This window comes from Bradyrhizobium sp. SZCCHNRI1029, assembly GCF_032487555.1.
Lineage (GTDB): Bacteria > Pseudomonadota > Alphaproteobacteria > Rhizobiales > Xanthobacteraceae > Bradyrhizobium.
The window spans coordinates 235,749-262,021 of sequence record NZ_JAUEUK010000004.1 but is presented as its reverse complement, the minus strand read 5'-3'; the positions used below and the strand labels follow the sequence as shown (position 1 = coordinate 262,021).

Sequence of the window (26,273 nt, the reverse complement as noted above, 5' to 3'; positions counted from 1 at the left end):
GCGAGCGTTGCTTGGCGGCACGCGCGGGCGATGGGGGCAAGAGAGCCGATCCCCAGGGAGAGCACGAAGGACACCGTTAAAACCGTTGCGCGGGGAAGGCCGGGTGGCGGATTCAATTGGTCGTCGCAACACTCGATGAGGAGGTTGCGATGGGCATTCGAAAGAAACGGTCAACGCGGGGCAAGCTGGGATCATTGGGGCGCCCACCAGTTGCGGGGCGTGCGGAACAGCAGAAATTTTGGCGTGGGATTGCCGCTGGGTTGAACAGCGAGAATGCTGCGCTGGCTGCTGGATTATCGGATGCTGTCGGCCCCCGATTATTTCGAAAAGCGGGCGGCGTGGCACCGGCAATGTTCCGACCTTCAGCGAAGCCGCTCTCCGGACGGCACCTCTCTTTTTCTGAGCGCGAAGAGATTGCGCTGCTGAATGCGCAGCGCCATTCTGTACGAGAGATAGCGCGGCGTCTCAATCGATCTCCCTCGACCATCTCCCGTGAACTCGATCGCAATGCGGCCACGCACGGCGGCAAGATGGCCTATCGGGCGACGGCCGCCCAGTGGCATGCAGATCGATCGGCCCGGCGTCCTAAGCCGAGCAAGCTTGCAAGCAACGCCGCCTTACGCGCTTATGTTGAAGAGCGGCTTGCAGGGTTTGTCGCACCTCCAGGCGGCGTTCGGCGGAAGGCCGGTCGTGCGGGCTCTAGCCAGGATCAGGGGTGGACGAAAGCGTGGAGTCCCGAGCAGATTGCCCGGCGCTTACCGATCGACTTCCCGGATGACGAGGCGATGCGCATCAGCCACGAAGCCATTTACCAGGCGCTTTTTGTTCAGGGCCGAGGAGCGCTGAAACGCGAGTTGTCGTCCTGTTTGCGAACGGGACGTGCGCTGCGCGTGCCCCGAGCGCGTACGCGGAAGCGCAGCAAAGGCTTCATATCGCCAGAGATCATGATCAGTGAGCGTCCGGCCGAAGTCGCGGATCGAGCTGTGCCGGGACATTGGGAAGGAGATCTGATCGTCGGCTCCGCCAGCTCGGCAATCGGCACGCTGGTCGAACGCAGCACGCGGTTTACAATGCTCCTGCACCTTCCACGGCTGCCGGGGTTTGACGATGGCCCACGTACGAAGGATGGGCCTGCGCTCTCCGGACACGGAGCTGAAGCGGTACGCGATGCGATCACGCGCACCATCGTCACCTTGCCCAAAGAACTCCGCCGCTCGCTAACCTGGGATCAGGGGACCGAAATGGCTCAACACAGTGACCTCAAGATCGATACAGACCTTCAGATCTACTTCTGCGATCCAAGAAGCCCCTGGCAACGTGGCACGAACGAGAACACGAATGGCCTGCTGCGGCAGTACTTCCCGAAAGGTACCGATCTGAGCGTCTACGATGCTGACGAGATCGCCGCCGTGGCCGCAGCGCTCAATTCCCGACCGAGAAAGACGCTAGGATGGAAAACTCCAGCAGAAGCGCTTGACGAGCTGCTGTCACGAATGAAAACACTTGGTGTTGCGACCACCGCTTGAGCCCGCCGGTCTGTCCGGCTGTACCTGTGGTACCTGCCGCCTGCATTCTTTTGAGCAGGCGGGCCACGGGCCTCAGCCGAGGTCCGGCCTTCCTCGCGCCCTCTCGATTTTCAGGAGGGGCATGATTGCCGCATCACCTGCGCCTCATGGGCGGCGGGAAGGCGGTGTCGTGTCTTATGGGATGTCTCGGGCACAGTGTGATGGAAGGCGCCAACCGCAACCTCAGCCGTCGTCCCGGCCTTGCGCCGGGACCCATAACCCCAGGAAGATGTGTGAGGCACGCTGGTGGATCGATTTCGCTGCGCCACCATGGCCGGTGGCCATGGGTCCCGGCGCAAGGCCGGGACGACACCGGTCGTGACGCGCGAGTTCTGGCAAACGAGACATCGACCGGCGCCACCATCGCGGTTCGCCTTACGCTTCCAGCGCCGTCCTGATCATGCGCGCGAGGTCGGCGCTGACATACGGCTTCGCCAGCAGCAGCACGTCGGCATCGAGCCGGCCATGATGCACGATCGCGTTCTCGGTGTAGCCAGATGTGTAGAGCACCTTCAGCCCGGGGCGGCGCTTCTCGGCCTCGATGGCGAGCTGCCGGCCGTTCATGCCGCCGGGAATGATGACGTCGGTGAACAGCAGGTCGATGCGTTCCTGGCTGTCGATGATTGTCAGCCCATCGGCGGCATTGCTGGCCGACAGGGTGCGATAGCCGAGACGGCGCACCTGAGCCACGACGTAGTCGCGCACCAGCGCATCGTCCTCGACGATCAGGATGGTCTCGTCGCCGCGCGCGACCGCCGGCCGGCCGGGCTCTGCGGCCGGCGTCTCCGGCAGTCCGGCGGCGCGCGGCAGATAGAGCTTGACCGTCGTGCCGTGGCCTTCCTCGCTGTAGATCTTGACGTGGCCGTTCGATTGTTTGACGAAGCCGTAGACCATGCTCAGCCCGAGGCCCGATCCCTTGCCGACGTCCTTGGTGGTGAAGAACGGCTCGAACACCTTGTCGAGCAGTGGAGCCGGAATGCCCTGGCCGGTGTCGCTGACCGCGATCATGACGTAGCTTCCGGGCTTGGCGTCGCGGTTCAGTTGCGCGTAGTGCTCGTCGAGCGTGACGTTCTTGGTCTCCAGGGTCAGCTTGCCGCCGTCCGGCATCGCGTCGCGCGCATTGAGCGCGAGGTTGAGGATCGCGGTCGACAATTGGCTCGGATCGATCAGCGCCGGCGCGCTGTCATGGGCCAGCATCGATTCGATCTCGATCTGCTCGCCGAGCGTCGGCCGCAGCAGACGGCCGGCCTCGACGATGAGCGCATTTATGTCGGTGGCGCGCGGCTGCAGCGGCTGGCGGCGCGAGAAGGCGAGCAGGTGCCGGGTCAGATCGGCGCCGCGCTCGGCGGCGGCGCTGATCATGCCGGCGATGCCGGCGAGCTGGGGCTTGTCCTTGACCGCATCGGCAAGGATCTCGATCGTCCCGGTGATGACGGTCAGGATGTTGTTGAAGTCGTGCGCGACGCCGCCGGTGAGCTGGCCGATCGCCTCCATCTTCTGCGCCTGACGGACCTGGGCCTCGTTGGCCTCGATTTCCTGGAATCGCCGCACCATCGCTTCCGCGGCGCGGCGCTGCCGGATCTCCTCCTCGAGCTGCGCATAGGCCTTCTGCAAGGTGATGCGCGTCGGCAGCACCAGAAGCTGCGGCAGCATCTTGATCATGATGACGATGATTCCGATCGAGGTGACGCCGAGAAAGACGTTGATGATGTCCGTGATGGTCGAGGTCGGTACCCAGAGATCGACGATCGCAAGCAGGCGGGTGACCCCGACGACGGCCACGAAGGTCGCAAGCGCCCCGACGATTCCGCGGAACATGACGTCGCGCCAGCGCCGCCGCAGGAACGTGCCGACGACGAAGGCGATGGTGAAGAAGGCGCTGGCGATCAGTCCGTTGGATACGACCTGCAGCCATGCCCATACCGACGCTCCCTGCAGACCCGCCGCTTGCACCGTCAACGTCGGCATATGCAAATCATCCTCAACAACGCAACGCGCCAAAATCCGGGGGCGGCCCGGCCGGTCGTCGTCGCAACCCGAACGGATCATTCAGCTTTTCGTCTCCGGCGCAAGGGCAATGGCGGCTTCGACGCGCATCGCGGCAGGGCGCCCTCGCCGCGAATGCCGCTCCGCCGCGCGGCGTCAAAAGCCTGCCACACATCCTTTACCGCCCGGTCACGCGGTTGTTAACGCGCCGACCTAAGCCGCTCGACACCGTCATCACCATGGGGAATGAACGAGATGTCGAACACGATCGCGCACAACCGGCGCGAGTTCCTGCGGCTGCTCGGAGCGTCGGCTGCGACCGCCGCCCTCGGCCAGAGCATCGAGCGCGCGCATGCCATTCCGGCGTTCAACCGCCACGGCAGCATCGAGGACGTCAAGCACATCGTGGTGCTGATGCAGGAGAACCGCGCCTTCGATCATTATTTCGGCGCGATGCGCGGCGTCCGCGGCTTCAACGATCCGCGCGCCGTGAAGCTGCCGAATGGCAATCCGGTGTGGCAGCAGCCGAACGGCGCGGGGGCAGTGATGCCGTTCCGCGTCGACAATGCCGGCCAGGTCTATGTCGAGGACGTCGCCCATGGCTGGAACGACGGCCAGAAGGCCTGGAACAACGGCAACTACGACAAGTGGATCGCCAACAAGGGCACCACGACCATGACCTGCTTGAACCGGCAGGATCTGCCCTGGCACTATGCGCTGGCCGACGCCTTCACGGTGTGCGATTCCTATTTCTGCTCGGTGATGGGCCCGACCGATCCGAATCGCTACTACTTGTGGACCGGTTGGGACGGCAACGACGGCAAGGGCGGCGGCCCGGTCATCACCAATGCGGAAGCCGGCTACGACTGGACCACGTTTCCGGAGCGGCTGGAGAAGGCCGGCATCTCCTGGAGGGTCTACCAGGACATCGGTCTCGGCCTGACGGCGGAAGGCTCCTGGGGCTGGACCCAGAATCCGTGGATCGGCAATTACGGCGACAACTCGCTGCTGTATTTCCACCAGTATCAGAATTCGCAAGCAGGCAGCCCGCTGTACGAGAAGGCGCTGCGCGGCAGCAACATCGCCAATGGCGGCACGTTCGAGAATCTGTTCGACGGGCTGCGCAACGACGTCCGCAACGGCACCCTGCCGCAGGTGTCGTGGATCGCAGCACCGGAGGCGTTCAGCGAGCATCCGAACTGGCTGCCCGGGCCGGGCGCCTGGTACATCTCCAAGGTGCTCGACATCCTGACGGCGAACCCGGAGCTGTGGAGCAAGACCGCGCTGATCATCAACTACGACGAGGGCGGCGGATTCTTCGACCATGTCGTCGGCCCGTATCCGGCGATGTCGCAGGCCTGGGGCCAGTCGACCGTCGACGTGAGCACGGACCTCTTCGCTGGCGACGGAAGCCACGTTGCCGGCCCCTACGGACTAGGCGTCCGCGTGCCGATGCTGGTGGTGTCGCCGTGGTCGCGCGGCGGCTTCGTGTGCTCGGAAGTGTTCGACCACACGTCTGTGATCCGCTTCATCGAGCGCCGCTTCCATCACAAGGCGCCCGATCTGTTCGAGAGCAACATCCCGGCGTGGCGGCGCGCGGTGTGCGGCGATCTCACCTCGGCGTTCAACTTCACTTCGCCCAACGAAGGCATGGCGCCGCTGCCGAGCACGGCCGGCTACAAGCCGCCGGCCGCCGACATCACCTCCGGTGCCCGCTTCGACGACTATCATCCGGTGCCGCCGGCCAAGCAGGCGTTGCCGCAGCAGGAGCCGGGCATTCGCCCGGCGCGCCCGCTGCCCTACGATCTCAGGGTCGATGGCGACGCCGATGCTGCGCACAAGACGTTCGCGATCCGCTTCGCCAATCCGGGGCAGGCGGGCGCCTGCTTCCACGTCCGCTCCGGCAACACCGCGACCGGCCCGTGGAGCTACACCGTCGAAGCCGGGAAATCGCTGCACGGCGTGTGGGACCTCGCGGCCAGCGCCGGCCAGTACGATCTGTCGGTGTACGGCCCGAACGGCTTCTTCCGCCACTTCAAGGGCGGCGTCGCCACCACCGCCGCGCTGGTCGACGTCGATACGGTCCATCTCTGTGATTGGGATGATGACGACGATTCGCGCAGCCTTGCGATCGCGCTCACCAACAAGGGGGCGAGCTGTGTCGTGACACTGGCCGACAACTATACGGGACGCAGCGAGCGGCACCGCCTGCAGCGTGGCCAGCGGCTGGAGACGCGGGTTCGCCTGCAGCAGACCCATGGCTGGTACGACCTGACGGTCACGACGGACAGCGATGCCGACTTCAACTGGCAGCTCGCGGGTCACGTCGAGAACGGCCGGCCCAGCATCAGCGACCCGGCGATGGGCAGGATCGCCGCGACCTGATCGCGAACGATATCGGGATGCGCCCGGAGCGATTCGGGCGCATCCTCAAGATGACGAGGTGACGAGACCTTCGGGTGCTGCGTCGTCGGCATTGGGATCGCCGGGCGCCGTCGCCCAGGCAAGTTCGACCAGGGTGACGATGCGGCGGCCGGCGCCGTCGAGCTGGCACACGATGAGCCCCTGGTCCTCGATATAGGTCAGCAGGCGCTGCGCCCGGCGCAGCGAATGCGAGCCATAGGCGCGGGCGATCGCCGCATCGCTCGGGCAGGGGCGGCCGTCCTTGGCGGCGCGGGCGATCATCATGAACACGCCCTGCATGTCCTCAGGCAGCAGCGAGGCGCGCAGCGTGACGTCCTGCCAGCCGGCATCGTCGGCCGTCTCGTCGCCGCCGAGCCCGGCGCGGGCGCGGGTCAGCATGCGGCGGAACTCGTTGAGGTCGGGCACGGCCGTGCCCAGCCCCTCGATGCGGCAGCGGACGACGAATTCCTGGTAGAGCACGCCGACGGCGCGGAAGCCGGCGTCGGGCTCGGCCAAGACCGCGCGCAGCACGCGCTCGACGCGGGCTTTGCGTTCGGCGAGCTCCTCCTCGCTGACGGCGGGTGCTGGCGGTTCGGGGCGCAGCTCGAGCGCGGCGGACTTCGCCGCCATGAGCTGGTCGAGCAGCTCCGGTTGCGGCTTGCGCTGCGGCCGCGCGTTGGTCTCGGGCGGCGGTGCGGCGAGAATCACCGCGCGGGCGTCCTCGAGCGAAGCCTCCGGCAGCGGCATCAGCCGCGGCGTTGCGTTGCGCGGCTTGGTATCGGTCGGGCCGATGCGCAGGCCGAGTGGACGGCGCGACAGCGCGGGCCCCAAGGCCATGAACTGGCCGCGCTCGAGGTCGCGGAACGCCTCCGCCTGGCGCCGCTCCATGCCGAGCAGGTCGGCGGCGCGGGCCATGTCGATGTCGAGGAAGGTGCGGCCCATCAGGAAGTTCGAGGCCTCGGCCGCGACATTCTTGGCGAGCTTCGCCAGTCGTTGCGTCGCGATCACGCCCGCCAGCCCGCGCTTGCGGCCGCGGCACATCAGGTTGGTCATCGCGCCGAGAGAGGCCTTGCGGGCCTCGTCGGAGACTTCGCCCGCGACGGCCGGTGCGAACAGCTGGGCTTCGTCGACCACGACCAGCATCGGGTACCAGTGGTCGCGGGAGATCTCGAACAGGCCGTTGAGAAAGGCGGCCGCGCGCCGCATCTGATTCTCGGCGTCGAGGCCTTCGAGGTTGAGCACCGTCGAGACGCGATGCATCCGCGCCCGTTCGCCGGCGACCTGCAGCGCGCGCTCGGTGTGGTCCTCGGCCGCGATCACGAGATGGCCGAATCGCTCGGCCAGCGTGACGAAGTCGCCCTCCGGATCGATGATCGTCTGCTGCACCCAGGGCGCGCTCTGCTCCAGCAGGCGACGCAGGAGATGCGACTTGCCGGAGCCGGAATTGCCCTGCACCAGGAGCCGGGTCGCCAGCAGTTCCTCGAGGTCCAGGGCGGCAGGCGATCCCGCCGCCGTCTGCCCCATCTCGATTGCAACCGTCATGTGCCCCGACTCAAGCCCGCTTCACGCAGAGGCTGGCGCTTAACAAGCGCGGGCGCGCACGTCGAGCGTTTGCAATGGACTGTCCCAGATTGCGGGATGGGCTGTGGATGGTTCGCAGATGGAACCCGATCGCGGGCTGCCCAGTTCCCTGTCGACGCGCCTCTTGCCGTGAGGGCCGGTGCTTGGCGCCCGCGCGCATTTGACGGTACTGTGCGGCGAAAAAGGGGCCAGGAGTGAACGAGCATTCGGATGCCGGTCACGCGACGTTCAAGGCGTTCGCGCGCGGAGCCGACTTCCTGCAGGGTGGCGGGGAGATGGGGGCGCTCATGCGCATCCATGATTGGTCGCGGACGCCGTTGGGGCCGCCCGAGAGCTGGCCTCAGTCCTTGCGCACTTCGATCAGCACCTGCCTGGACTGCGCGTTCCCGATCCTGATCTGGTGGGGCCCGGAGCTCGTCATGCTCTACAATGACGAGTATCGCCTGATCCTCGGCTCGCAGAAGCATCCCGCGGCGCTGGGGGCGCCGGGGCGCGCGGTATGGTCCGAGATCTGGGAGGTCATCGGCCCGATGCTGCGGCACGTCGTTGGGCTTGGCGAAGCGACCCGCTCACGCGACATGCCGCTGTTCATCGACCGCCACGGCTACCTGGAGGAGACCTATTTTTCGTTCTCCTATTCGCCGATTCGCGATGAGACCGGCGGCGTCGGCGGCGTCTTCACCCCCGTCATCGAGACGACGGCCCGGGTCGTAGGCGAGCGCCGTATGCGGACCTTGCGCGATCTTGCCGCGCGCGGCCGTGCCGACAGTCTGGCGCATGCTTGTCGCGAAGCCACCGACGTCCTCGCCGAGAATCCGCATGATGTCCCGTTTGCGCTGATCTACCAACTCAGCGAGGATCAGCGATCGGCACGGTTGTTGAGCGCCGCGGGGGGACACCCGGACAGTGCAATCGCGCCGGCGCAGATTGCCCTCGACAGTGACGGGCTGTGGCCGATCCGGGCGGCGGCGCGCGCGGTGGCGCCGATTCGCGTCGTGCTGGATCGTGGGAAATTTGCCGGCGTGCCGACCGGCGCATGGCCCGAGCCGCCACAGCTGGCGCTGGTGCTGCCGGTTGCGACGGGCCGGGAGCAGGCGACGGCGATCCTGATCTGTGGCGTCAATCCGCGCCGCGCCCTCGATGCCGAGCACCAGGGCTTCTTCGATCTGATGGCCGCTCAGCTCGGCAGCTCCTTTGCGGAGACGCTGGCCTATGAACAGGAGCGGCGCCGCGCAGAGGCGCTCGCCGAGATCGATCGGGCCAAGACCGCGTTCTTCACCAATGTCAGCCACGAATTCCGTACGCCGCTGACGCTGATGCTCGGTCCGCTCGAAGATGTCCTGCTGCGGTCGCAGGCCTTGCCGCCTGCGGATCGCGACCGGTTGGAGATCGCCGAGCGCAATGCCTTGCGGATGCTCAAGCTGGTCAACACGCTGCTGGATTTCTCGCGGATCGAGGCCGGCAGGATGCAGGCAGTCTACGCGCCGGTCGACCTCGCGAGCCTGACCGCGGAGATCGCCAGCACCTTCCGCTCGGCGATCGAGGCCGCCGGCCTCAGGCTGATGGTGGATTGCCCGCCGCTGCCGGAGCCGGCCTATGTCGATCCCGAAATGTGGGAGAAGATCGTCCTCAACCTGCTGTCCAACGCGTTCAAATTCACCTTTGCGGGCGACATCGAGGTCCGGCTCGTCACCTGCGATCGTCATTTCGAACTGAGCGTGAAGGACACCGGGACCGGCATCCCGCAGCACGAGCTGCCGCGGCTGTTCGAGCGTTTCCATCGCGTCGCCGGCGCGTTCGGCCGCACCCATGAAGGCTCGGGCATCGGGCTCGCGCTGGTGCATGAGCTCGCCAAGCTGCACGGCGGATCCGTCGCAGCGACCAGCGAAGCCGGGCAGGGCAGCACGTTCGCGGTCAGGATTCCCAGGGGACGAAGTCATCTGCCGTTCGACCAGGTCGACGCGGCGCCAGCGCAGGAACCGATCCTTCGCGGTGCGCGGCCCTTCATCGAGGAGGCGTTGCGCTGGCTGCCGGATCCGCCGACGCTCGACGCGCACGCCGTTCCGGACATCGACATCACCACCCCGTCAGCTGACAGGGCCGGGCCGCGCCCCCGTATCCTGCTGGCCGACGACAATGCCGATATGCGCGACTATGTCCGCCGCCTGCTCGCCTCGCGCTACGATGTCGAGACCGTCGCCGATGGTGAAGCCGCGCTCGCGGCCATCGCCCGCGACAAGCCCGACCTCGTTCTGTCTGATGTGATGATGCCGCGCATCGACGGCATGCAGTTGCTTGCGCGGCTGCGCGCCGATGAACGGGTCGGCACCATTCCGGTGATCCTGGTGTCGGCCCGGGCCGGAGAAGAGAGCCGCGTCGAAGGCATGGAGGCCGGTGCGGATGACTATCTCATCAAGCCGTTCAGTGCGCGTGAACTGCTGGCGCGCGTCGAGGCGCATCTCAAGATGGCTCGTCTGCGTGCCGAAGCGACGGAGCGGCTGCGCGCCAGCGAGGAGCGCTATCGCGCTTTCGTAACCGCGAGTTCCGACGTCATCTATCGCATGAGCCCCGACTGGCGGGAGATGCGCCAGTTGCAGGGCAAGGACTTCATCGCCGATACAATGAACCCGAGCCAAGGCTGGCTCGCGAAATACATTCATCCGGACGATCAGGCGCAGGTGACTGCGGCGATCAGCAGGGCGGTCGCGACGAAAAGCATGTTCGAGCTGGAGCACCGTGTCATCCGGATCGATGGCAGCCTCGGTTGGATCCATTCGCGCGCCATCCCCATTCTCGGGCGTGACGGCGAGATCATCGAGTGGTTCGGGACGGCGCGCGACATCTCCGAGCAGAACAAGGCCGAACGGGAGTTGCGCAAGAGCGAGGAGCGCCTGCGCAGCGCGGTCGAGGTCGGTCGGCTCGGCCTGTGGGACTGGAACGTCGCGACCGGCGAGGTCTACTGGTCGGACGAGCACTTCCGCATGGAAGGCTATGGCGTTGGCGAACTGACTCCGAGCTACGAGGCCTGGGCGGCACGCATCCATCCCGACGATCGTCCCGCAGCCGAAGCTGCGCTTCACCGCGCGATGGAGGCGCACCAAGAGTATGTCAGCGAGTTTCGCGTGGTGCATCCGGGCGGCGCAATTCGCTACCTCTACGGCCGTGGGCGCTTCTTCTATGACGACGCGGGACGACCGATCCGCATGACCGGCGCCATGGTCGACGTGACCGAGCGGCGTGAATGGGAGGAGCGGCAGAAGGTGCTGGTGGCCGAACTGCAGCATCGCACCCGCAACCTGCTGGGCGTGGTCCGCTCGATGGCCGACAAGACGGCGCGCGCCAGCACCGATCTCGGCGATTTTCGAGCTCGCTTCCGTGATCGGCTGGATACGCTGTCACGCGCCCAGGGCCTGCTGTCCCGCCTCAAGGAGCATGATCGCGTCACCTTCGACGATCTGATCCGTAGCGAGCTGTGGGCTGTCGCCGGCGGTTCGGAGCGCATCGGGCTGTCGGGGCCGTCCGGCGTAAGGCTGCGGTCGTCGACCGTTCAGACCCTTGCCATGGCGCTGCACGAGCTCGCCACCAACGCGGTCAAGTATGGCGCGCTGGCGCAGCCGTCGGGCCGGCTCTGCGTGGTCTGGTCGCTCGAGCGCGAAGGCGCGGAGGGACAGCCCTGGCTGCATATCGAGTGGCGCGAAAGCGGCGTCGACATGCCGCCGCCAGACACGATGCCCAGCGGCACGGGGCAGGGGCGCGAGCTGATCGAACAGGCCTTGCCCTATCAGCTCAGCGCGAGGACCTCGTACGCCTTCGAATCCGACGGTGTCCGTTGCACGATATCGATTCCCGTTTCGCTCGCCACACTGGAGCTCGAGGATCATGCCTGAACGCTCGCTTCGCGACCGTCATATCCTCATCGTCGAGGACGAGTACATGCTTGCCGACGAGCTGCGCTGCGCCTTCGGCGACGCCGGCGGCACGATCCTGGGCCCGGTCGGAACCGTCCCCGACGCGCTCGCCTTGATCAAACGCGAGGGGCGGATCGAAGGCGCCGTTCTCGACGTGAATCTGCGCGGCGACATGGCGTTTCCGGTTGCCGATCTGCTGGTCGAACGCGGCGTGCCCTTCGTCTTCACCACCGGCTATGACGAATCGGTCATCCCGGACCGCTTCTCGAAGATCCTCCGCTGCGAGAAGCCGATTGCCGTCGATGGGATCATGCGCGCGCTCGGACGCCTGATCAAGAAGACGGCGCCGCAATGACGCGCCGGTCGGATGGAGCTGGGCGCCTCACACCTCGCGCCGGCTGAGGAAGGCGAGCCGCTCGAACAGGTGGACGTCCTGCTCGTTCTTGAGCAGCGCACCGTGCAGCGGCGGGATCAGCTTGCGCGGGTCGCGCTCGCGCAGCTGCTCAGGACCGATGTCCTCGTTGAGCAGCAGCTTGAGCCAGTCGAGCAGCTCGGAGGTCGACGGCTTCTTCTTCAGGCCGGGCACGTCGCGGACCTCGAAGAAGATGCGCAGGGCCTCCTCGACCAGTCGCTTCTTGATGTTCGGGAAGTGCACGTCGACGATGCGGCCCATCGTATCCGGATCGGGGAACTTGATGTAGTGGAAGAAGCAGCGGCGCAGGAACGCATCCGGCAACTCCTTCTCGTTGTTGGACGTGATGATGACGATCGGGCGCAGCTTCGCCTTGATGGTCTCGTTGGTCTCGTAGACGTGGAATTCCATCCGGTCGAGCTCGAGCAGCAGGTCGTTCGGAAACTCGATGTCGGCCTTGTCGATCTCGTCGATCAAGAGCACCGGTCGCTGCTCGGCCGTGAAGGCCTCCCACAGCTTGCCGCGCTTGATGTAGTTCTTGATGTCGGACACCCTGGAGTCGCCGAGCTGGCTGTCGCGTAGCCGCGAGACGGCGTCGTATTCGTAAAGGCCCTGCTGCGCCTTGGTGGTCGACTTGATGTGCCAGGTGAGCAGCGGCGCGTTGACGGCCTTGGCGACTTCCTCGGCCAGCACGGTCTTGCCCGTCCCCGGCTCGCCCTTCACCAGCAGCGGGCGCTCGAGCACGATCGCCGCATTGACGGCCACTTTGAGGTCGTCGGTGGCGACGTAGTCCTGGGTGCCGGTAAATTTCATTGCGTCTCGCTCATCGTTCGAACTTGTGTTGAGTGGCTACACAGCGGCAACGCCGCTGCGGCCTTAAGATGATGGCTGCCATCGGAAGCAGAAATAATCAAGCGCGCCTGATCAATGAGAGGATCACGAGCACGATGACGGCGCCGATCGTGGCGTCCAGGATCGCCCCCAGCGTGCCGCTGGCAAGCGCAATGTGCAGCGCCGGCAGCACGTAGCTTGCGACCAGCGCGCCGATGATGCCGATGACCATGTTGCCGATCAGGCCGAAACCTGCGCCGCGCACGATCAGCCCCGCCAGCCAGCCCGCGACGGCGCCGATGATCAGTGCTGCAATAATACCCATCAAAGCCCCCATTCCACCTGTTGTTCCAGGGATTGTAGAGCAAAATGCCGGCGGGTCCAGCGTGGGGCGTGGAGCGGCCCTTGACGCGCCCTCCCAGCCGCGCGATCTAATGGGCATGTTCCTGCAATTCTTCACAGCACTGCGCGATGCGCAGGTCCCGGTCTCCTTGCGTGAATATCTCACGCTGATGGAGGCCGTCGACGCCGACCTCGCCGAGCATTCGGTAGAGAACTTCTACTATCTCTCGCGCACCGCGCTGGTGAAGGACGAGCGCAATCTCGACAAGTTCGATCGCGTATTCGGCACCGTGTTCAAGGGGCTGGAGAACCTGCTCGACGCGATGGAGAAGGCCGAGATTCCCGAGGAATGGCTGAGGAAGCTGGCCGAGAAATACCTCACCGAGGAGGAGAAGAAAGAGATCGAGGCCATGGGCTGGGACAAGCTCATGGAGACCTTGAAGAAGCGCCTGGAGGAGCAGAAGGGCCGTCATCAGGGCGGCAACAAGTGGATCGGCACCGCCGGCACCTCGCCGTTCGGCGCCTATGGCTACAACCCCGAGGGCGTCCGCATCGGCCAGGAGAAGAACCGCAACAACCGCGCCGTGAAGGTGTGGGACCGGCGCGAGTTCAAGGATCTCGACGGCAATGTCGAGCTGGGCATCCGCAACATCAAGGTGGCGCTGCGCCGGCTGCGCAAGTTCGCCCGCACCGGTGCGCCCGACGAGCTCGATCTGGACACCACGATCCGCGAAACCGCCAACCACGGCTATCTCGACGTGCACATGCGTCCCGAGCGGCGCAATGCGGTGAAGGTGCTGGTGTTCTTCGACATCGGCGGCTCGATGGATTCCCACGTCGCGCAGGTCGAGGAGCTGTTCTCGGCCGCCAAGAGCGAATTCAAGCACATGGAATATTTCTACTTCCACAACTGCCTCTACGAGGGCGTATGGAAGCAGAACAAGCGGCGTTTCACCGACCGCACGCCGACCTGGGACGTGCTGCACAAGTACCCGCACGACTACAAGGTCGTATTCGTCGGCGACGCCTCGATGTCGCCTTATGAGATCATGGTGCCCGGCGGTTCGGTCGAGCACGTCAACGAAGAGCCGGGGTCGGTGTGGCTCGACCGCGTCATCCGCACCTATCCACACGCGGTGTGGCTCAATCCGGTGGCGCAGAAGCACTGGGACTATTCCGAGTCCACCACCATCATTCGCCGCATCTTCTCCGAGCGCATGTATCCGATCACGATTGAGGGATTGGAAGCGGCGATGAAGGAGCTGGTCCGGTAGGCAATCCCGTCATTCCGGGCGGTTCGGTCCTGACCGACCACCCCGAATGACGAGGTCGAAACGGCGCCGCGCGACGGCTGGACACGACGAAGGAAGAAGGCATGCCCCAGACCATCACGCGCGGCATCAAGGCGCTGCTCGATGAAGCCAACGCCGAGATCGAGACGCTCTCGGCGGCTGAGGCGATCGCGGCGGCGAAGCGCGACGATGTCGTGATCGTCGATATCAGGGATCCCCGGGAGATCGAGCGCGAGGGCAGGATTCCCGGCGCGTTCTCGTGCACCCGCGGCATGCTGGAGTTCTGGATCGACCCGCAGAGCCCCTACGCCAAGCCGATCTTTCAGCAGGACAAGACGTTCATCTTTCATTGCGCCGGCGGCCTGCGCTCGGCGCTCGCGGCCAAGACCGCACAGGACATGGGTCTGACGCCGGTCGCCCATATCGGCGGCGGCTTCGCGGCGTGGCGCGACGCCGGCGGGCCGGTCGAGGCCTGGGCGCCGAAGAAGAAGGATTGATCGCTGCCCATCCCGCGCGGACTTGACCCGCGTGTCCATCGCTTCGACAAGGTGGATCGCCCGATCTCAAGTCCGGCGATGACGACTGAATGTGAAGTCCGGAGCTCTTGCGCATGACCATCCCCGACGACCCTCTCGTCTCCACCGACTGGCTCGCTGCGCATCTGTGCGATCCCAAGGTGAAGGTGCTCGACGCGACCTTCAAGATGCCGGGTGTGCTGCCGCTGCCGAAGGACGATTATCTGAAGGCGCACATCCCCGGCGCCGTGTTCTTCGACGTCGACGAGGTCTCCGACCATTCCAATCCGCTGCCGCACATGTATCCGAGCGCCGAGCAGTTCGGCCGCGACGCGGGCCGGCTCGGCGTCAGCAATGGCGATACGGTCGTGGTCTATGATTCCGGCGGCTGGGTCGCCGCGCCGCGCGCCTGGTGGATGTTCCTGTCATTCGGCCACACGGATGTGCGCGTGCTCGACGGCGGGCTGAAGAAGTGGATGGCGGAGGGGCGCCCGGTCGAGAGCGGACAGGTCACGCCGGCGCTCGGCACGTTCAGCGCGAAGTTCGATGCCGCGCGCGTGCGCCGGATCGAGCAGATGGTTGCCAATCTCGCCGGCAATGCCGAGCAGGTGATCGATGCACGGCAGGCGCCGCGCTTCGCGGGCGAGGTCGCCGAGCCGCGGCCCGGCCTCCGATCCGGCCATATCCCCGGCAGCCGAAATCTGCCTTATGCGGAGCTGTTTGACGCGGCGACCGGCGTGATGAAGCCGCTCGACCGGTTGCGCGAGGCATTCGGCGCCGCTGGCGTCGATCTCGCCAAGCCGATCGTCACCTCCTGCGGCTCCGGGGTGTCGGCGGCGGTGCTGACGCTGGCGCTCTATCGTCTCGGCATCCGCGACACCGCGCTCTACGACGGCTCGTGGTCGGAGTGGGGCATCGAGAACGGTCCGCCGGTTGCGACGGGGCCGGCCTGATCGGCTGGCTCCGCCTATCGCGTGCGCGGCCCGGCAGCCTGCTGGCCGACCGCCTGCGGTTGACCAAACGGCTGCTGTCCGAATGGATCGGGGAAGGCAGTCTGTTGCTGCTGGGCGGCCGCGGCTTGCCGAGCCGACCGGAGCCGCTGGGCGATGCGCCGCTGCTTGGCGCGGCGCGCAGCGATCTGCTTCTCCCGGGCCTGGCGCTTCTTGAGGATGCTCCGGCGCAACTGAACGCTCGCGACCTTCACCGAGGCACGATGCTCGCTGGCGGCGGGCCGCTCCTGATGAGCCGGCTGTTCGGCCAGCGCGGCGAGCTTGGCCGCGATCGGATCGAGCACCGCCGGAACGGGCGCGAGCGCGGTTGAAGCGGCGGCTGCGGTCGTCATCATCGGATCGGCGCTGGCGATGACCTGAGGAACTGGCGGCGGTGGTGCGACCACGGCGGCCGCCGTTTCGCTCGACGCCCGCGGCGGGGCCGGCGCTGCAGTCTCGGGCGAGCTGTCCATGCTCGGCCTGTCGGACGCTTTTTCGACCGGAGCGACGATCGAAGCGGTCGTGTCCGGAATGGGGCGCTCCGGCTTGGTGCTCTCGATCCGGTCGTTCGTCGCGGACGCGGTCGCGACAATGGCGGAGGTGCGGGACGTGTCGACCGTTTCCGCGGGCAGCGAGGGCGTCGGCACGTCGGTGGCCACCGCAACGGGTGTCACTTCGGGCGCTTCTGTGAGCGGCGCCGCCGTCGACGGCGCGCTCGGCTGTTCGGACGTTGCCGGGGCAGCATCGGCCACGACCGGCGGCGGCGTCACCGGCGGTGTCGGAATCGAATCCACCCGCAGCACTGCGAGCACCGGCGTGGGCTCGGCCGGCGGTAGGAACGTCGTGAAGCCCGACGCCTGAGTCGTGCGCCAGGACGCGTTGCTGGCGAACTGCTCGTGGGCGGCGCGCAACAGGGCCGCGGCGCCCATGCCGAAGATGGTGAGAGAGATGGAACAGACGATCGCGGCGACCAGAAAACGAAAGCCGGGAAGCATTGACGGTAACTCTCGCCACGGCAGCGGGGACTGCCGAGACATTCGAGCCAGTAGGGAACGCGGTGATCACAGGGAATAGCCGCGTTCGCGACGAGGCCGGCTTCTGCCGTGCATCGCGAATCAGGCTCAGGTCAGAATACCGGAAGTGTTCCCGCCCGCTCGGCAAATCACGGCATCGATAGGGCCTGCGGGGGCTTCGCCGCACTTTTTCGGCGGCGTGAGACTTCCGTGCAACGACGCAGACATGATCACAAATTGCCGAAGTCGGGCCGCTCTGGCCGGAATTGTCTTGAATGCGCCGCTATCTTCGGCCATCTGGCACAGCAAAGGTCCCAATCGGCGGCTTGGGGATACTGCAAGGGCGATGATGATCAGACAAATCCTGACGGTTTGCGCGGTCGCGGCAGCGGGCGTGACGGCAACTTCGTTTGCCGAGGCACAGCAGGTCTATCAGACCGCGCCTGGAGCGTATTCACCGGCGCCGACGCCTTACCCGGCCGACGCGCGCGGGCAGGGGCAGGATTTTGACGCGCTCGACGATGAGGATGCGCCCGGCAATTCCGCGGCGTTGCCGCCGCCCGGCCCGGTGATCTCGCCGGACGATCCGCGCTACGGTCGTCCAGCCAATGCGCCGGTTTATGGTGCTGCGGCTCCGACCGGTCCCATCCTTTCTCCCGACGATCCCCGATACGGACGTCCGGCCGGTGCGACGGTCTATGGGGCCGCTCCGACCGGCCCGGTGATGTCCCCGGACGATCCGCGGTATGGCCGCCCGGCTGGTCCGCCCCCGGTGATCTATGGTGATCGTCCCGCCTCCAGCCAACAGGCCTATGGTGGCGCTTATGGCAACAGCGCTCCCGGTGGCGACGCAGGCGCGCCGCGGCCGCCCGGCGCCGTCGGTGGCGCTCCCGCCGTCGCGGGCGCGGCGCAGGCCCCGTCCGCCGGGGATCGTCCGATGACGGTAGCAGCTCTGCCGCCTGAGGAACAACCCGATGCGGCGCCGGCGCCGCTGCCGGCGAACCTGCGCCGCCAGGAGGTCGACTTCGTCACCAAGGAGCCGCCGGGAACGATCGTCGTCGATACGCCCAACACCTACCTCTATCTGGTGCTCGGCAACGGCCGGGCGATGCGCTACGGCGTCCGCGTCGGCCGCGAAGGCTTCACCTGGACCGGCGTGCAGAAGATCACCAAGAAGACCGAGTGGCCGGACTGGTATCCGCCGAGCGAGATGATCGAGCGGCAGCCCTATCTGCCGCGCTTCATGGCCGGCGGGCCGGGCAATCCGCTCGGTGCCCGCGCGATGTATCTCGGCTCGACCGTGTACCGCATCCACGGCACCAACCAGCCGTCGACGATCGGCAAGTTCGTGTCCTCCGGCTGCATCGGCATGCTGAACGACGACGTCGCCGACCTGTTCGACCGGGTCAAGGTCGGCACCCGCGTGGTCGTGATGCCGGGCGGTGCGCCTCCGGGTTCCGGCAAGAACATGGCTGCTGCCGCGGCCTCTCCGGCGCCCGTCCAGGCCCAGGCGACTGTGCCGGCGGCTGGCCAGCCCGCCAACATGCAGCCGCTGCCGCCGCCGGTGACGATCCGCTGAGGCGGGCGTGGTGCGCGCTGATTACGTTGAAAACACCCTCCTCGCGGAGGGTGTTTTGCTGTGAGGGCCGCGCTCGCCTGCTTCAAGCCAGCCGGCGCGGCGGCTCGGCTCCTGCGAGCCAAGTGGCGATACAATCGACCATCTGGCCGTAATGGGCGCGAAAACTCTCCTCGGTGACGTAGCCGAGATGCGGCGTGAGCACGACATTGCCGAGCCGGCGCAGCGGATGGGCGACGGGCAGCGGTTCCACCGAGAACACGTCAAGGCCGGCGCCGGCGATGCGCTTGTCGCGCAGCGCCTGCAGCAGTGCGGCCTCGTCGACGATCGGCGCGCGCGAGGTGTTGACGAGATAGGCGGTGGCCTTCATGCGCGCGATGTCGGCCGCGCCCACCAGCCCGCGTGAGCGGTCGCTGAGCACGACGTGGACGGTGATGACGTCGGCGGCGGTGAACAGCTCCTCCTTGGTCGCGTAGCCTACTCCTGCCGCCTTGCAGCGTTCGGGGGTCAGGTTGGGGCTCCAGGCGATCACGTTCATGCCGAACGCCTTGCCGAGCTCTGCGACCTTGGTGCCGAGCTTGCCCAGCCCGATCACGCCCAGCGTCTTGCCCTCGATCTCCACGCCGCCCAGCGTCTGCCAGGGCTGCCCGGCATGCATGAGAGCATTCTCCTGGCCGATCCTGCGGGTCAGCTCCAGGATCAGGCCCATGGTGAGCGCTGCGGTGGGGTCACGGCCATATTGCGTGCCGCAGACCATGATGCCGCGCGCCTTGGCGGCCTCCAGGTCGATGGCGGCGTTGCGCATGCCGGAGGTGATCAGGAGCTTCAGCTTCGGCAACCGCTCGATCAGGGAGCGCGGCAATGGCGTCCGCTCGCGCATCGCACAGATGATGTCGGCATCGGTGAGCGCGCCGGCGGCCGCTTCCTCGTTGCCGAACGGCTGTGTGAAAGCCGTCACATCCACTCTGTCGGCCAGCCGGGGCCAGTCGGCCAATGAGAGGGCCGTATCGTAATAGTCGTCGAGGATCGCACAGCGCAGCCGTGTCATCGGCAGGGTCCATTCATCGGGGGACGGCGGCAATGGTGAATGCCGTCAGGAATGGAGCCATGCTTGCGCGCAACGCGGTGGTTGCGCAAGGCATCGTCACGCTCTCACGCGGAACCAGGAGACATCAGTCGAGGCGGGTCTTCAGCCTGAACGCGGCGTCATGGCCGTACTTGGCGCGCCAGGCGGGGCCGGGGCCGCGCATGTAGTGCAATTCTGGCCGGTACGGGTTGAAGGCGCGCGCGACGAATTCGCGCCAGAAGCCGCGGATGTCGTCCGCGATCCCAGATCGGTCTTTGCGGTGTGCCGCCGGAGCGGGCAGGGAGGCTGAGGTGAAGGCTGCCATGACGGGCTCTCGCTGTTGTCGGTCGCGGCTTTTGCCGCTTGGGCGCGCGGGGTCTTGCGGGCCGAGACCGAGTGTCCCGCCGAATTAATTAAAAGATGGTTGCAATTGTCGTGATCCGCCACACACAAGGTGATGGACCCGTATTCGTCCGTGGGCGGCAGGCCGGGCCGGCGCAGGAACGACCGTGATTCTCCCGGCATTTGTTCCCGCCGAGACCGGCTCGCCGGTTGCCCTTTGGGGACCGCGCGGTTACATCAGCGGCAACCATTTTCCGAAAATTCCGGCAGGCTTCAAGGGACACGCGATGGCGCGCCAGTTCGTCTATTTCATGCAGGGTCTGTCCAAGACCTACCCGACCCGCAAGGTGCTCGATAACATTCACCTGTCGTTCTATCCGGACGCCAAGATCGGCGTGCTCGGTGTCAACGGCTCGGGCAAGTCGACCCTGCTCAAGATCATGGCCGGTATCGACAAGGACTATACCGGCGAGGCCTGGGTGGCCGAGGGTGCCCGCGTCGGCTATCTCGAGCAGGAGCCGCAGCTCGATCCGAAGCTCACAGTGCGCGAGAACGTCATGCTCGGCGTCGGCAAGCAGAAGGCGATCCTCGATCGCTACAACGAGCTGGCGATGAACTACTCGGAAGAGACCGCCGACGAGATGACCAAGCTGCAGGACGAGATCGAGGCGCAGGGCCTTTGGGATCTCGACAGCAAGGTCGACCAGGCGATGGATGCGCTGCGCTGTCCGCCCGACGATGCCGACGTCACCAAGCTGTCCGGTGGTGAGCGCCGCCGCGTCGCGTTGTGCAAGCTGCTGCTCGACCAGCCCGAGCTGTTGCTGCTGGACGAGCCGACCAACCATCTCGACGCCGAATCGGTGTCCTGGCTCGAAGGTCACCTGCGCAATTATCCGGGCGCGATCCTGATCGTGACCCACGATCGCTACTTCCTCGACAACGTCACCAGCTGGATCCTGGAGCTCGATCGCGGCAAGGGCATCCCCTACGAGGGCAATTATTCCTCCTGGCTGCAGCAGAAGCAGAAGCGGCTGGAGCAGGAGGGCCGCGAGGATGCCGCGCATCAGCGCACTTTGGCGCGCGAGCAGGAGTGGATCGCGGCCTCGCCGAAGGCCCGCCAGGCCAAGTCCAAGGCGCGCTACCAGCGCTATGAGGAGCTGCTCAAGAAGGCCAGCGAGAAGCAGACCCAGACCGCCCAGATCATCATTCCGGTCGCCGAGCGGCTCGGCCAGAACGTCGTCGATTTCGACGGATTGTCCAAGAGCTTCGGCGACCGCCTGCTGATCGACAATCTCACCTTCAAGTTGCCGCCGGGCGGCATCGTCGGCGTGATCGGTCCGAACGGCGCCGGCAAGACCACACTGTTCCGCATGATCACCGGGCAGGAAAAGCCGGACGCTGGCACCATCACCATCGGTGAGACCGTGCATCTCGGCTATGTCGACCAGTCGCGCGACGCGCTCGATGGCAACAAGACCGTGTGGGAGGAGATCTCCGGCGGCAACGAGCTGATCCTGCTCGGCAAGAAGGAAGTGAACTCGCGCGGCTATTGCTCGGCGTTCAACTTCAAGGGCGCCGACCAGCAGAAGAAGGTCGGGGCGCTGTCCGGCGGCGAGCGCAATCGCGTGCATCTCGCCAAGATGTTGAAGTCGGGCGCCAACGTGCTGCTGCTCGACGAGCCGACCAACGATCTCGACGTCGACACCCTGCGTGCGCTCGAAGAGGCGCTGGAGGATTTCGCCGGCTGCGCCGTCATCATCAGCCACGATCGCTGGTTCCTCGACCGCATCGCGACCCACATGCTGGCCTTCGAGGGCGACAGCCATGTCGAATGGTTCGAAGGAAACTTCCAGGACTACGAGAAGGACAAGATGCGCCGGCTCGGCCAGGACAGCGTGATTCCGCACCGGGTCAAGTACAAGAAGCTGACGCGCTGATCCCTGATCTCGCGAGGCGCGACGCGGTCTCTGTTCCGAGACAAAGCGTCGCGCCCCGGCTGCGGCCAGTTGTCGCTTTTCCGCGTGCTGCGATTGCGTAGATACATGATCCGCAATCCCTCCCAGCCGCGAGATTCTTCACATGTCTTCCTCCGACGCGACCCTGTCCTCCAAGGGCGGAGCGCTGCGCCCCATTCCCATGCTGATCTTCGGCTCGCGCTGGCTGCAGCTGCCGCTCTATGTCGGGCTGATCATCGCGCAGGGCGTCTATGTCGTGCTGTTCCTGAAGGAGCTCTGGCACCTGTTCGCGCACGCGTTCGATTTCTCCGAGCAGCAGATCATGCTCGCCGTGCTCGGACTGATCGACGTGGTCATGATCTCGAACCTGCTCGTGATGGTGATCGTCGGCGGCTACGAAACGTTCGTGTCGCGGCTCAATCTGCAGGGCCATCCCGACGAGCCGGAATGGCTCAGCCACGTCAATGCCAGCGTGCTGAAGATCAAGCTGGCGATGGCCATCATCGGCATCTCGTCGATCCACCTGCTGCGCACCTTCATCGAGGCCGGCGCGCTTTCGTCGGGCAAGTCGAACTACACCGAGACCGGCGTGATGTGGCAGACGATCATCCACACGGTCTTCATCCTCTCCGCGATCGGCATCGCCGTGGTCGACAAATTGTCGAATGCCGCGATCGAAGAGACGAAGCAGGCGGGGCATTGAGCGGCAGCCTCGGGTTCCGTCGGTGGCCTGCTGACGTTCACAAGTGCCGCGGGCTATGGTAGCCCTGAGGCATGGTTCGGCAGCTGCTACTCCGTTTGCGCAGGCTCGTTCTCGTCGGTCTGGCGCTCTGCATGTTCGGCGATGGCCAAGCGAGCGCGGCTGACGCCGCCTTCACGCAGTTCATCAACTCGCTCTGGCCCGAAGCCAAGGAGCAGGGCGTCTCCCGTGCGACGTTCGAGGCGGAGACGCGCGGGTTGGAGCCTGACTACAAGCTTCCCGATCTGCTGCTGCCCGGCCGGCCCGCGACGGGGGCGCCGGCGCAGGCCGAGTTCGTGCAGGTGCCAGCCGACTACATCAAGGAAGCGTCGATCGCGCGGCTGGCCGCGCACGGCGAGAAGCTGATCCAGCAATATCGTCCGGCACTCGCCGAGATCGAGCGCCGCTTCGGCGTGCCGGGGCCGGTCGTGCTTGCGATCTGGGGCCGGGAGACCGATTTCGGCCGCTATGCGCTGCCCTACGATGCGCTGCGCGTGCTGGCGACGCAGGCCTATGTCGGCCGCCGCAAGGACCAGTACCGCACCGAGTTCATCATGGCGCTGAAGATGCTGAGCGACGGCGTGGTGTCGCGCCGCGATCTCAGGGCGTCATGGGGCGGGGCGGTCGGGCTCACCCAGTTCCTGCCGTCGGAGTACTACAAGCACGGTGTCGATCTCGATGGCGACGGCAAGGTCGATCTCTGGCATTCGGTGCCGGACGCGCTGGGCTCGGCGGCGCTGCAGCTTGCCAACAAGGGGTGGCAGCGCGGCCTGCGCTGGGCCTACGAGGTCAAGCCGCCGGCGACTGTCGACTGCGCGATCGGCGTGCCGGAGGTGAAGAAGCCGATCGGCGAATGGCTGCGCGCCGGCTTTGTCCCGGTACGCGGCCAGCGGCTCAGCGCAGCCGAGCAGCAGCAGCCCGCGTCGCTGCTGCAGCCTGAGGGCATCTATGGTCCGGCGTTCCTGACGACGGCGAACTACTTCGTCATCAAGGAATACAATTTTTCCGATCTCTATGTGCTGTTCGTCGGTCACCTCGCGGACCGTATGACGAGCCCGGCTCCGTTCGCGACACCATGGTCGGCGTCAAAGCAGCTTCGGAGCAAGGACGTCGAGGCGATGCAGAAGGGCCTGACGCGGCTCGGTCTCTACGGCGACAAGCTCGACGGCAAGGCCGGCATGCAGACCCGCGCCGCGCTCGGCGCATTTCAGAAGAAGGCGGGCCTGAAGGTCGACTGCTGGCCGAGCGAATCGGTGCTGCAGGCGATCAACGCCGCGCGCTGAGCGGCCGATTCGGTGCGAAGGCCGGAGCCGGCAGTAAAAAGCCCGGCCGCAAGGCCGGGCTTTTCGCATCGAGATGTATCGTCAGGATCAGTAGCAGACGCGAACCGGGCGGGACACCCAGCCATAGCCGTCCCAATAGCGCTCACGGCGCCACACGCACGGCGGCGGGCCCGGCGGAGGGGCTTCGACGTAGACCGGACCGCCATAGGCCGGACGGCTGGACGCGATCGCGCCGCCGAGCAGGGCGCCGCCGATCAGGCCGGCTGCCACGCCGGCACCCACGTCGCCAGCCTTGGCGGCCGGTGCCGTCACGCTCAGCGAACCGGCGATGGTCGCAACCGCAAGCACTGCGGTCAGGATCTTCTTCATGTTCCGAGATCTCCTGGAAGGCGCCCTCGCAGGCGCCGGGTTGGTGATTCACGCACGATCTGGGCCGTCAGCATCGTGAGAAAACACGACAATCCGTCAACCCTTCGTAAACTCTGTTCGACCTGATGCGACGGAAAAACGGTTTTTTCTGGCCGTGCCGGCCGCCGTTCTCGAAATTCCGGTGCAAGGTCATGGAATTAATGAAGGTGAACGATCACTCGCAAACCCGGACGCGGCGAATCCGCCAGCCGTAGCCGTCCCAGAAGCGCTGGCGCTGCCAATAGCAGGCGTAGCCAGGATCGGCGACGTAGGCAGGCCCGCCGTAATAGGAGTAGCCCGGTTCGTAAGAATATCCGGGCCCATAATAATAGGGATTGCTGCCCGCAGCGATGGCGCCACCGATGAGGGCACCCCCGAGCAGGCCGGCAGCGACACCGGCGGCGACACGACCATTGCGCGCTTCAGCAGGAGCAGGGGCCAGCGCTGCGGTCGACAGCGTTGCGACGGCGGCCAGGGCCGCAAGAGTCTTCTTCATGACCTTAACCTCTCTCACTCCAGGTCGGCGGATCGCGTATCAAGCGATACGGCAGGTTCACACATCCCGCTTGAATGATCAATGAACGGGGGCGTCCCATTGGACGACCCAAGTCCAGGATACGTTCAATGCTGCATTGCACAAAATTCACTGCCGCATTGGAGCCGGCATGACCCCCACGATGGCGATGGTCGTGGCGATCGGATTGACCTCGGCCGTCTGCTACGCGCTGTTGGTTCGTGTCGACCGCAGGCCCAACCGCCGCCGTTCGTCCGCGGACAGCACCAGCGTCGACTCCCACGGGGGGTCCAGCTCCAGTCAGGGCGGCGGTCTCGCAAGTTGGTTTTCCAATACCTCGTCGGACGTCATGGGAAACCCGATCGACGGCGGAGGTGACAGTGGGGACGGTGGTGGAGGGGACGGTGGTGGTGGCGACTGAGTTGCGCCTGCTCGATCGCCGCCCACCATTGTTATTCGGCGGTAACTTTGATCTGCGGCAAGCTCGTACAGTTGGAGGCATTCTAGATTGATCGCGAAATTGGAATAGCTTCAAAAGCGCCGTTTTCCCTTTGCGCGGGTAGCTGCGGATGACTATCGATACCTGACCAAGGACGATTGGCCGGTTTCTCATGATTGTTTGTTCCTGCAACGTCATCAGCGATCACGATATCCGCAACGCGGTGAAGTCCGCGGACGAACTGCCGCGGAACCCCAAGCAGGTCTACGGTTGCCTGGGGTGCAGCGCGGAATGCGGCCGCTGTGCGCGCACGATCAAGACGATCATCGACGAGGCGCTGGGTCCCTGTGCTCGCGCCTGCCAGGCCGGCTGTCAGCACGGCCACCACCATGGGACGACACCGGTGAAGGCGATCGATGACGACCTTCAGAGCCGTTTCGCGCTCGCTGCCTGCTGACAGGCATTGCCGTCAGTCGCGTCGTTCTCCGCCCGAAAAATGCACATGAACGGGGGTCGTCTCCGCACTTCGAACCTGTTATTGAGCGCCTGCGGCCTCTAACTTTTTCGGAGCTTATCCATGCAGGGCGACCCCAAGGTCATCGAATATCTCAACAAGGGATTGCGCAGCGAGCTGACTGCCATCAACCAATATTGGCTGCACTATCGTCTGTTGAACAATTGGGGCCTTCTCGACATGGCGAAGGTCTGGCGCAAGGAATCCATCGAGGAGATGGAGCACGCCGACAAGTTCACCGACCGCATTCTCTTCCTCGACGGCTTCCCCAACATGCAGGTGCTCGATCCCCTGCGCATCGGCCAGAACGTCAAGGAGATCATCGAATGCGATCTCGCCGCCGAGATCGGTGCGCGGACGCTGTATCAGGAAGCCGCAACCTATTGTCATGGCGTCAAGGACTACGTGTCGCGCGACCTGTTCGAGCAGCTGATGAAGGACGAGGAGCATCACATCGACTTCCTCGAGACCCAGCTCGACCTCATCGACCGCATCGGTCTCGAACTCTACACGCAGAAGCACGTCGGCGGCCTCGAGAGCGAGCACTGACGGCGTCGGCGAGGCGGCAGTCCGCTTCGGAACGGGAGGCGATTCAGGGCT

General features: G+C 65.7%; 22 protein-coding genes. 13 read left to right on the top strand and 9 right to left on the bottom strand.

Translation table 11 applies throughout. From position 1 onward, the window contains the following. The first annotated feature begins 149 nt into the window (after window positions 1-149). Window positions 150-1,526, top strand: a complete 1,377-nt coding sequence (locus tag QW861_RS13440) for an IS30 family transposase (RefSeq protein WP_315715219.1) — start codon at window positions 150-152, stop codon at window positions 1,524-1,526. Window positions 1,527-1,940: 414 nt separating this feature from the next. Here QW861_RS13440 and QW861_RS13435 read toward each other — a convergent pair whose 3' ends face one another. Next, on the bottom strand, window positions 1,941-3,533 hold the full coding sequence (locus QW861_RS13435; RefSeq protein WP_316193154.1) for an ATP-binding protein: 1,593 nt from the start codon (window positions 3,531-3,533) through the stop codon (window positions 1,941-1,943). A 273-nt stretch (window positions 3,534-3,806) separates the two neighbouring features. Here QW861_RS13435 and QW861_RS13430 point away from each other — a divergent pair, with 273 nt between their 5' ends. Then, complete coding sequence (locus QW861_RS13430) at window positions 3,807-5,936, top strand: phosphocholine-specific phospholipase C (protein WP_316193153.1); 2,130 nt, start codon at window positions 3,807-3,809, stop codon at window positions 5,934-5,936. A 45-nt stretch (window positions 5,937-5,981) separates the two neighbouring features. Here the strand turns inward: QW861_RS13430 and QW861_RS13425 are convergent, their stop codons facing one another. After that, window positions 5,982-7,496, bottom strand: coding sequence for an ATP-binding protein (locus tag QW861_RS13425; protein ID WP_315750236.1), 1,515 nt, complete (start codon window positions 7,494-7,496; stop codon window positions 5,982-5,984). A gap of 233 nt (window positions 7,497-7,729) precedes the next feature. Between QW861_RS13425 and QW861_RS13420 the strand changes: the two genes are divergently transcribed. Together QW861_RS13420 and QW861_RS13415 are read left to right on the top strand one after the other, a co-directional pair. After that, on the top strand, window positions 7,730-11,422 hold the full coding sequence (locus tag QW861_RS13420; RefSeq protein ID WP_316193152.1) for a PAS domain-containing protein: 3,693 nt from the start codon (window positions 7,730-7,732) through the stop codon (window positions 11,420-11,422). Further along, entirely contained in the window at window positions 11,415-11,798 is a 384-nt protein-coding gene (locus tag QW861_RS13415; RefSeq protein WP_315717853.1) for a response regulator, read from the top strand. The genes QW861_RS13420 and QW861_RS13415 overlap by 8 nt, the downstream gene beginning before the upstream one ends. A 27-nt stretch (window positions 11,799-11,825) precedes the next feature. Here the strand turns inward: QW861_RS13415 and QW861_RS13410 are convergent, their stop codons facing one another. Continuing rightward, on the bottom strand, window positions 11,826-12,668 hold the full coding sequence (locus tag QW861_RS13410; protein ID WP_315717852.1) for a MoxR family ATPase: 843 nt from the start codon (window positions 12,666-12,668) through the stop codon (window positions 11,826-11,828). Window positions 12,669-12,765: 97 nt separating this feature from the next. After that, a complete protein-coding gene (locus tag QW861_RS13405) occupies window positions 12,766-13,011 on the bottom strand; it encodes a GlsB/YeaQ/YmgE family stress response membrane protein (RefSeq protein WP_315717851.1) in 246 nt (81 codons plus the stop codon). A gap of 115 nt (window positions 13,012-13,126) precedes the next feature. Between QW861_RS13405 and QW861_RS13400 the strand changes: the two genes are divergently transcribed. The 3 genes from QW861_RS13400 (at window position 13,127) to sseA (ending at window position 15,788) form a co-directional block, all read left to right on the top strand. Further along, entirely contained in the window at window positions 13,127-14,302 is a 1,176-nt protein-coding gene (locus tag QW861_RS13400; RefSeq protein WP_315827124.1) for a VWA domain-containing protein, read from the top strand. 101 nt (window positions 14,303-14,403) lie between these two features. Further along, window positions 14,404-14,817, top strand: a complete 414-nt coding sequence (locus QW861_RS13395) for a rhodanese-like domain-containing protein (RefSeq protein WP_315717849.1) — start codon at window positions 14,404-14,406, stop codon at window positions 14,815-14,817. Window positions 14,818-14,930: 113 nt separating this feature from the next. Next, window positions 14,931-15,788 carry a 3-mercaptopyruvate sulfurtransferase gene (sseA, locus tag QW861_RS13390; RefSeq protein ID WP_316193151.1) on the top strand — a complete coding sequence of 286 codons (858 nt, stop codon included), beginning with the start codon at window positions 14,931-14,933 and terminating at the stop codon, window positions 15,786-15,788. 14 nt (window positions 15,789-15,802) lie between these two features. Here sseA and QW861_RS13385 read toward each other — a convergent pair whose 3' ends face one another. Further along, entirely contained in the window at window positions 15,803-16,819 is a 1,017-nt protein-coding gene (locus tag QW861_RS13385) for a hypothetical protein (protein WP_315750240.1), read from the bottom strand. A 364-nt stretch (window positions 16,820-17,183) separates the two neighbouring features. Between QW861_RS13385 and QW861_RS13380 the strand changes: the two genes are divergently transcribed. Beyond that, window positions 17,184-18,416 (top strand): L,D-transpeptidase, encoded by a 1,233-nt coding sequence (locus QW861_RS13380; protein ID WP_316193150.1) that lies wholly within the window; start codon window positions 17,184-17,186, stop codon window positions 18,414-18,416. A gap of 82 nt (window positions 18,417-18,498) precedes the next feature. On the opposite strand, the gene QW861_RS13375 is transcribed toward QW861_RS13380, so the two are convergent. Together QW861_RS13375 and QW861_RS13370 are read right to left on the bottom strand one after the other, a co-directional pair. After that, window positions 18,499-19,461 carry a D-2-hydroxyacid dehydrogenase family protein gene (locus QW861_RS13375; protein ID WP_316193149.1) on the bottom strand — a complete coding sequence of 321 codons (963 nt, stop codon included), beginning with the start codon at window positions 19,459-19,461 and terminating at the stop codon, window positions 18,499-18,501. A gap of 124 nt (window positions 19,462-19,585) precedes the next feature. Beyond that, entirely contained in the window at window positions 19,586-19,804 is a 219-nt protein-coding gene (locus tag QW861_RS13370) for a hypothetical protein (protein ID WP_315717844.1), read from the bottom strand. A gap of 304 nt (window positions 19,805-20,108) precedes the next feature. Between QW861_RS13370 and ettA the strand changes: the two genes are divergently transcribed. The 3 genes from ettA to QW861_RS13355 all read left to right on the top strand — a co-directional run bounded on the left by ettA (window position 20,109) and on the right by QW861_RS13355 (window position 23,798). Continuing rightward, window positions 20,109-21,758, top strand: coding sequence for an energy-dependent translational throttle protein EttA (gene ettA, locus QW861_RS13365; protein WP_315717864.1), 1,650 nt, complete (start codon window positions 20,109-20,111; stop codon window positions 21,756-21,758). 142 nt (window positions 21,759-21,900) lie between these two features. Beyond that, window positions 21,901-22,479 (top strand): TIGR00645 family protein, encoded by a 579-nt coding sequence (locus QW861_RS13360; RefSeq protein ID WP_315717843.1) that lies wholly within the window; start codon window positions 21,901-21,903, stop codon window positions 22,477-22,479. A gap of 131 nt (window positions 22,480-22,610) precedes the next feature. After that, complete coding sequence (locus QW861_RS13355; RefSeq protein ID WP_315717841.1) at window positions 22,611-23,798, top strand: lytic murein transglycosylase; 1,188 nt, start codon at window positions 22,611-22,613, stop codon at window positions 23,796-23,798. Window positions 23,799-23,885: 87 nt separating this feature from the next. On the opposite strand, the gene QW861_RS13350 is transcribed toward QW861_RS13355, so the two are convergent. Both QW861_RS13350 and QW861_RS13345 read right to left on the bottom strand, forming a co-directional pair. Further along, on the bottom strand, window positions 23,886-24,167 hold the full coding sequence (locus tag QW861_RS13350) for a hypothetical protein (protein WP_257169446.1): 282 nt from the start codon (window positions 24,165-24,167) through the stop codon (window positions 23,886-23,888). Window positions 24,168-24,381: 214 nt separating this feature from the next. Then, complete coding sequence (locus QW861_RS13345) at window positions 24,382-24,702, bottom strand: hypothetical protein (protein ID WP_315717840.1); 321 nt, start codon at window positions 24,700-24,702, stop codon at window positions 24,382-24,384. Window positions 24,703-25,331: 629 nt separating this feature from the next. Here QW861_RS13345 and QW861_RS13340 point away from each other — a divergent pair. Together QW861_RS13340 and bfr are read left to right on the top strand one after the other, a co-directional pair. Then, on the top strand, window positions 25,332-25,616 hold the full coding sequence (locus QW861_RS13340) for a bacterioferritin-associated ferredoxin (RefSeq protein ID WP_315717838.1): 285 nt from the start codon (window positions 25,332-25,334) through the stop codon (window positions 25,614-25,616). Window positions 25,617-25,736: 120 nt separating this feature from the next. Beyond that, window positions 25,737-26,222, top strand: a complete 486-nt coding sequence (gene bfr / locus QW861_RS13335) for a bacterioferritin (protein ID WP_316171679.1) — start codon at window positions 25,737-25,739, stop codon at window positions 26,220-26,222. Window positions 26,223-26,273 lie beyond the last annotated feature (51 nt).

Excerpts from the sequence above, each read along its gene's own strand:
- QW861_RS13440 (WP_315715219.1), top strand. The coding sequence starts at position 150 with ATGGGCATTCGAAAGAAACGGTCAACGCGGGGCAAGCTGGGATCATTG.
- QW861_RS13435 (WP_316193154.1), bottom strand. The coding sequence starts at position 3,533 with ATGCCGACGTTGACGGTGCAAGCGGCGGGTCTGCAGGGAGCGTCGGTA.
- QW861_RS13430 (WP_316193153.1), top strand. The coding sequence starts at position 3,807 with ATGTCGAACACGATCGCGCACAACCGGCGCGAGTTCCTGCGGCTGCTC.
- QW861_RS13425 (WP_315750236.1), bottom strand. The coding sequence starts at position 7,496 with ATGACGGTTGCAATCGAGATGGGGCAGACGGCGGCGGGATCGCCTGCC.
- QW861_RS13415 (WP_315717853.1), top strand. The coding sequence starts at position 11,415 with ATGCCTGAACGCTCGCTTCGCGACCGTCATATCCTCATCGTCGAGGAC.
- QW861_RS13410 (WP_315717852.1), bottom strand. The coding sequence starts at position 12,668 with ATGAAATTTACCGGCACCCAGGACTACGTCGCCACCGACGACCTCAAA.
- QW861_RS13405 (WP_315717851.1), bottom strand. The coding sequence starts at position 13,011 with ATGGGTATTATTGCAGCACTGATCATCGGCGCCGTCGCGGGCTGGCTG.
- QW861_RS13400 (WP_315827124.1), top strand. The coding sequence starts at position 13,127 with ATGTTCCTGCAATTCTTCACAGCACTGCGCGATGCGCAGGTCCCGGTC.
- QW861_RS13395 (WP_315717849.1), top strand. The coding sequence starts at position 14,404 with ATGCCCCAGACCATCACGCGCGGCATCAAGGCGCTGCTCGATGAAGCC.
- sseA (WP_316193151.1), top strand. The coding sequence starts at position 14,931 with ATGACCATCCCCGACGACCCTCTCGTCTCCACCGACTGGCTCGCTGCG.
- QW861_RS13385 (WP_315750240.1), bottom strand. The coding sequence starts at position 16,819 with ATGCTTCCCGGCTTTCGTTTTCTGGTCGCCGCGATCGTCTGTTCCATC.
- QW861_RS13380 (WP_316193150.1), top strand. The coding sequence starts at position 17,184 with ATGATGATCAGACAAATCCTGACGGTTTGCGCGGTCGCGGCAGCGGGC.
- QW861_RS13375 (WP_316193149.1), bottom strand. The coding sequence starts at position 19,461 with ATGACACGGCTGCGCTGTGCGATCCTCGACGACTATTACGATACGGCC.
- QW861_RS13370 (WP_315717844.1), bottom strand. The coding sequence starts at position 19,804 with ATGGCAGCCTTCACCTCAGCCTCCCTGCCCGCTCCGGCGGCACACCGC.
- ettA (WP_315717864.1), top strand. The coding sequence starts at position 20,109 with ATGGCGCGCCAGTTCGTCTATTTCATGCAGGGTCTGTCCAAGACCTAC.
- QW861_RS13360 (WP_315717843.1), top strand. The coding sequence starts at position 21,901 with ATGTCTTCCTCCGACGCGACCCTGTCCTCCAAGGGCGGAGCGCTGCGC.
- QW861_RS13355 (WP_315717841.1), top strand. The coding sequence starts at position 22,611 with ATGTTCGGCGATGGCCAAGCGAGCGCGGCTGACGCCGCCTTCACGCAG.
- QW861_RS13350 (WP_257169446.1), bottom strand. The coding sequence starts at position 24,167 with ATGAAGAAGATCCTGACCGCAGTGCTTGCGGTTGCGACCATCGCCGGT.
- QW861_RS13345 (WP_315717840.1), bottom strand. The coding sequence starts at position 24,702 with ATGAAGAAGACTCTTGCGGCCCTGGCCGCCGTCGCAACGCTGTCGACC.
- QW861_RS13340 (WP_315717838.1), top strand. The coding sequence starts at position 25,332 with ATGATTGTTTGTTCCTGCAACGTCATCAGCGATCACGATATCCGCAAC.
- bfr (WP_316171679.1), top strand. The coding sequence starts at position 25,737 with ATGCAGGGCGACCCCAAGGTCATCGAATATCTCAACAAGGGATTGCGC.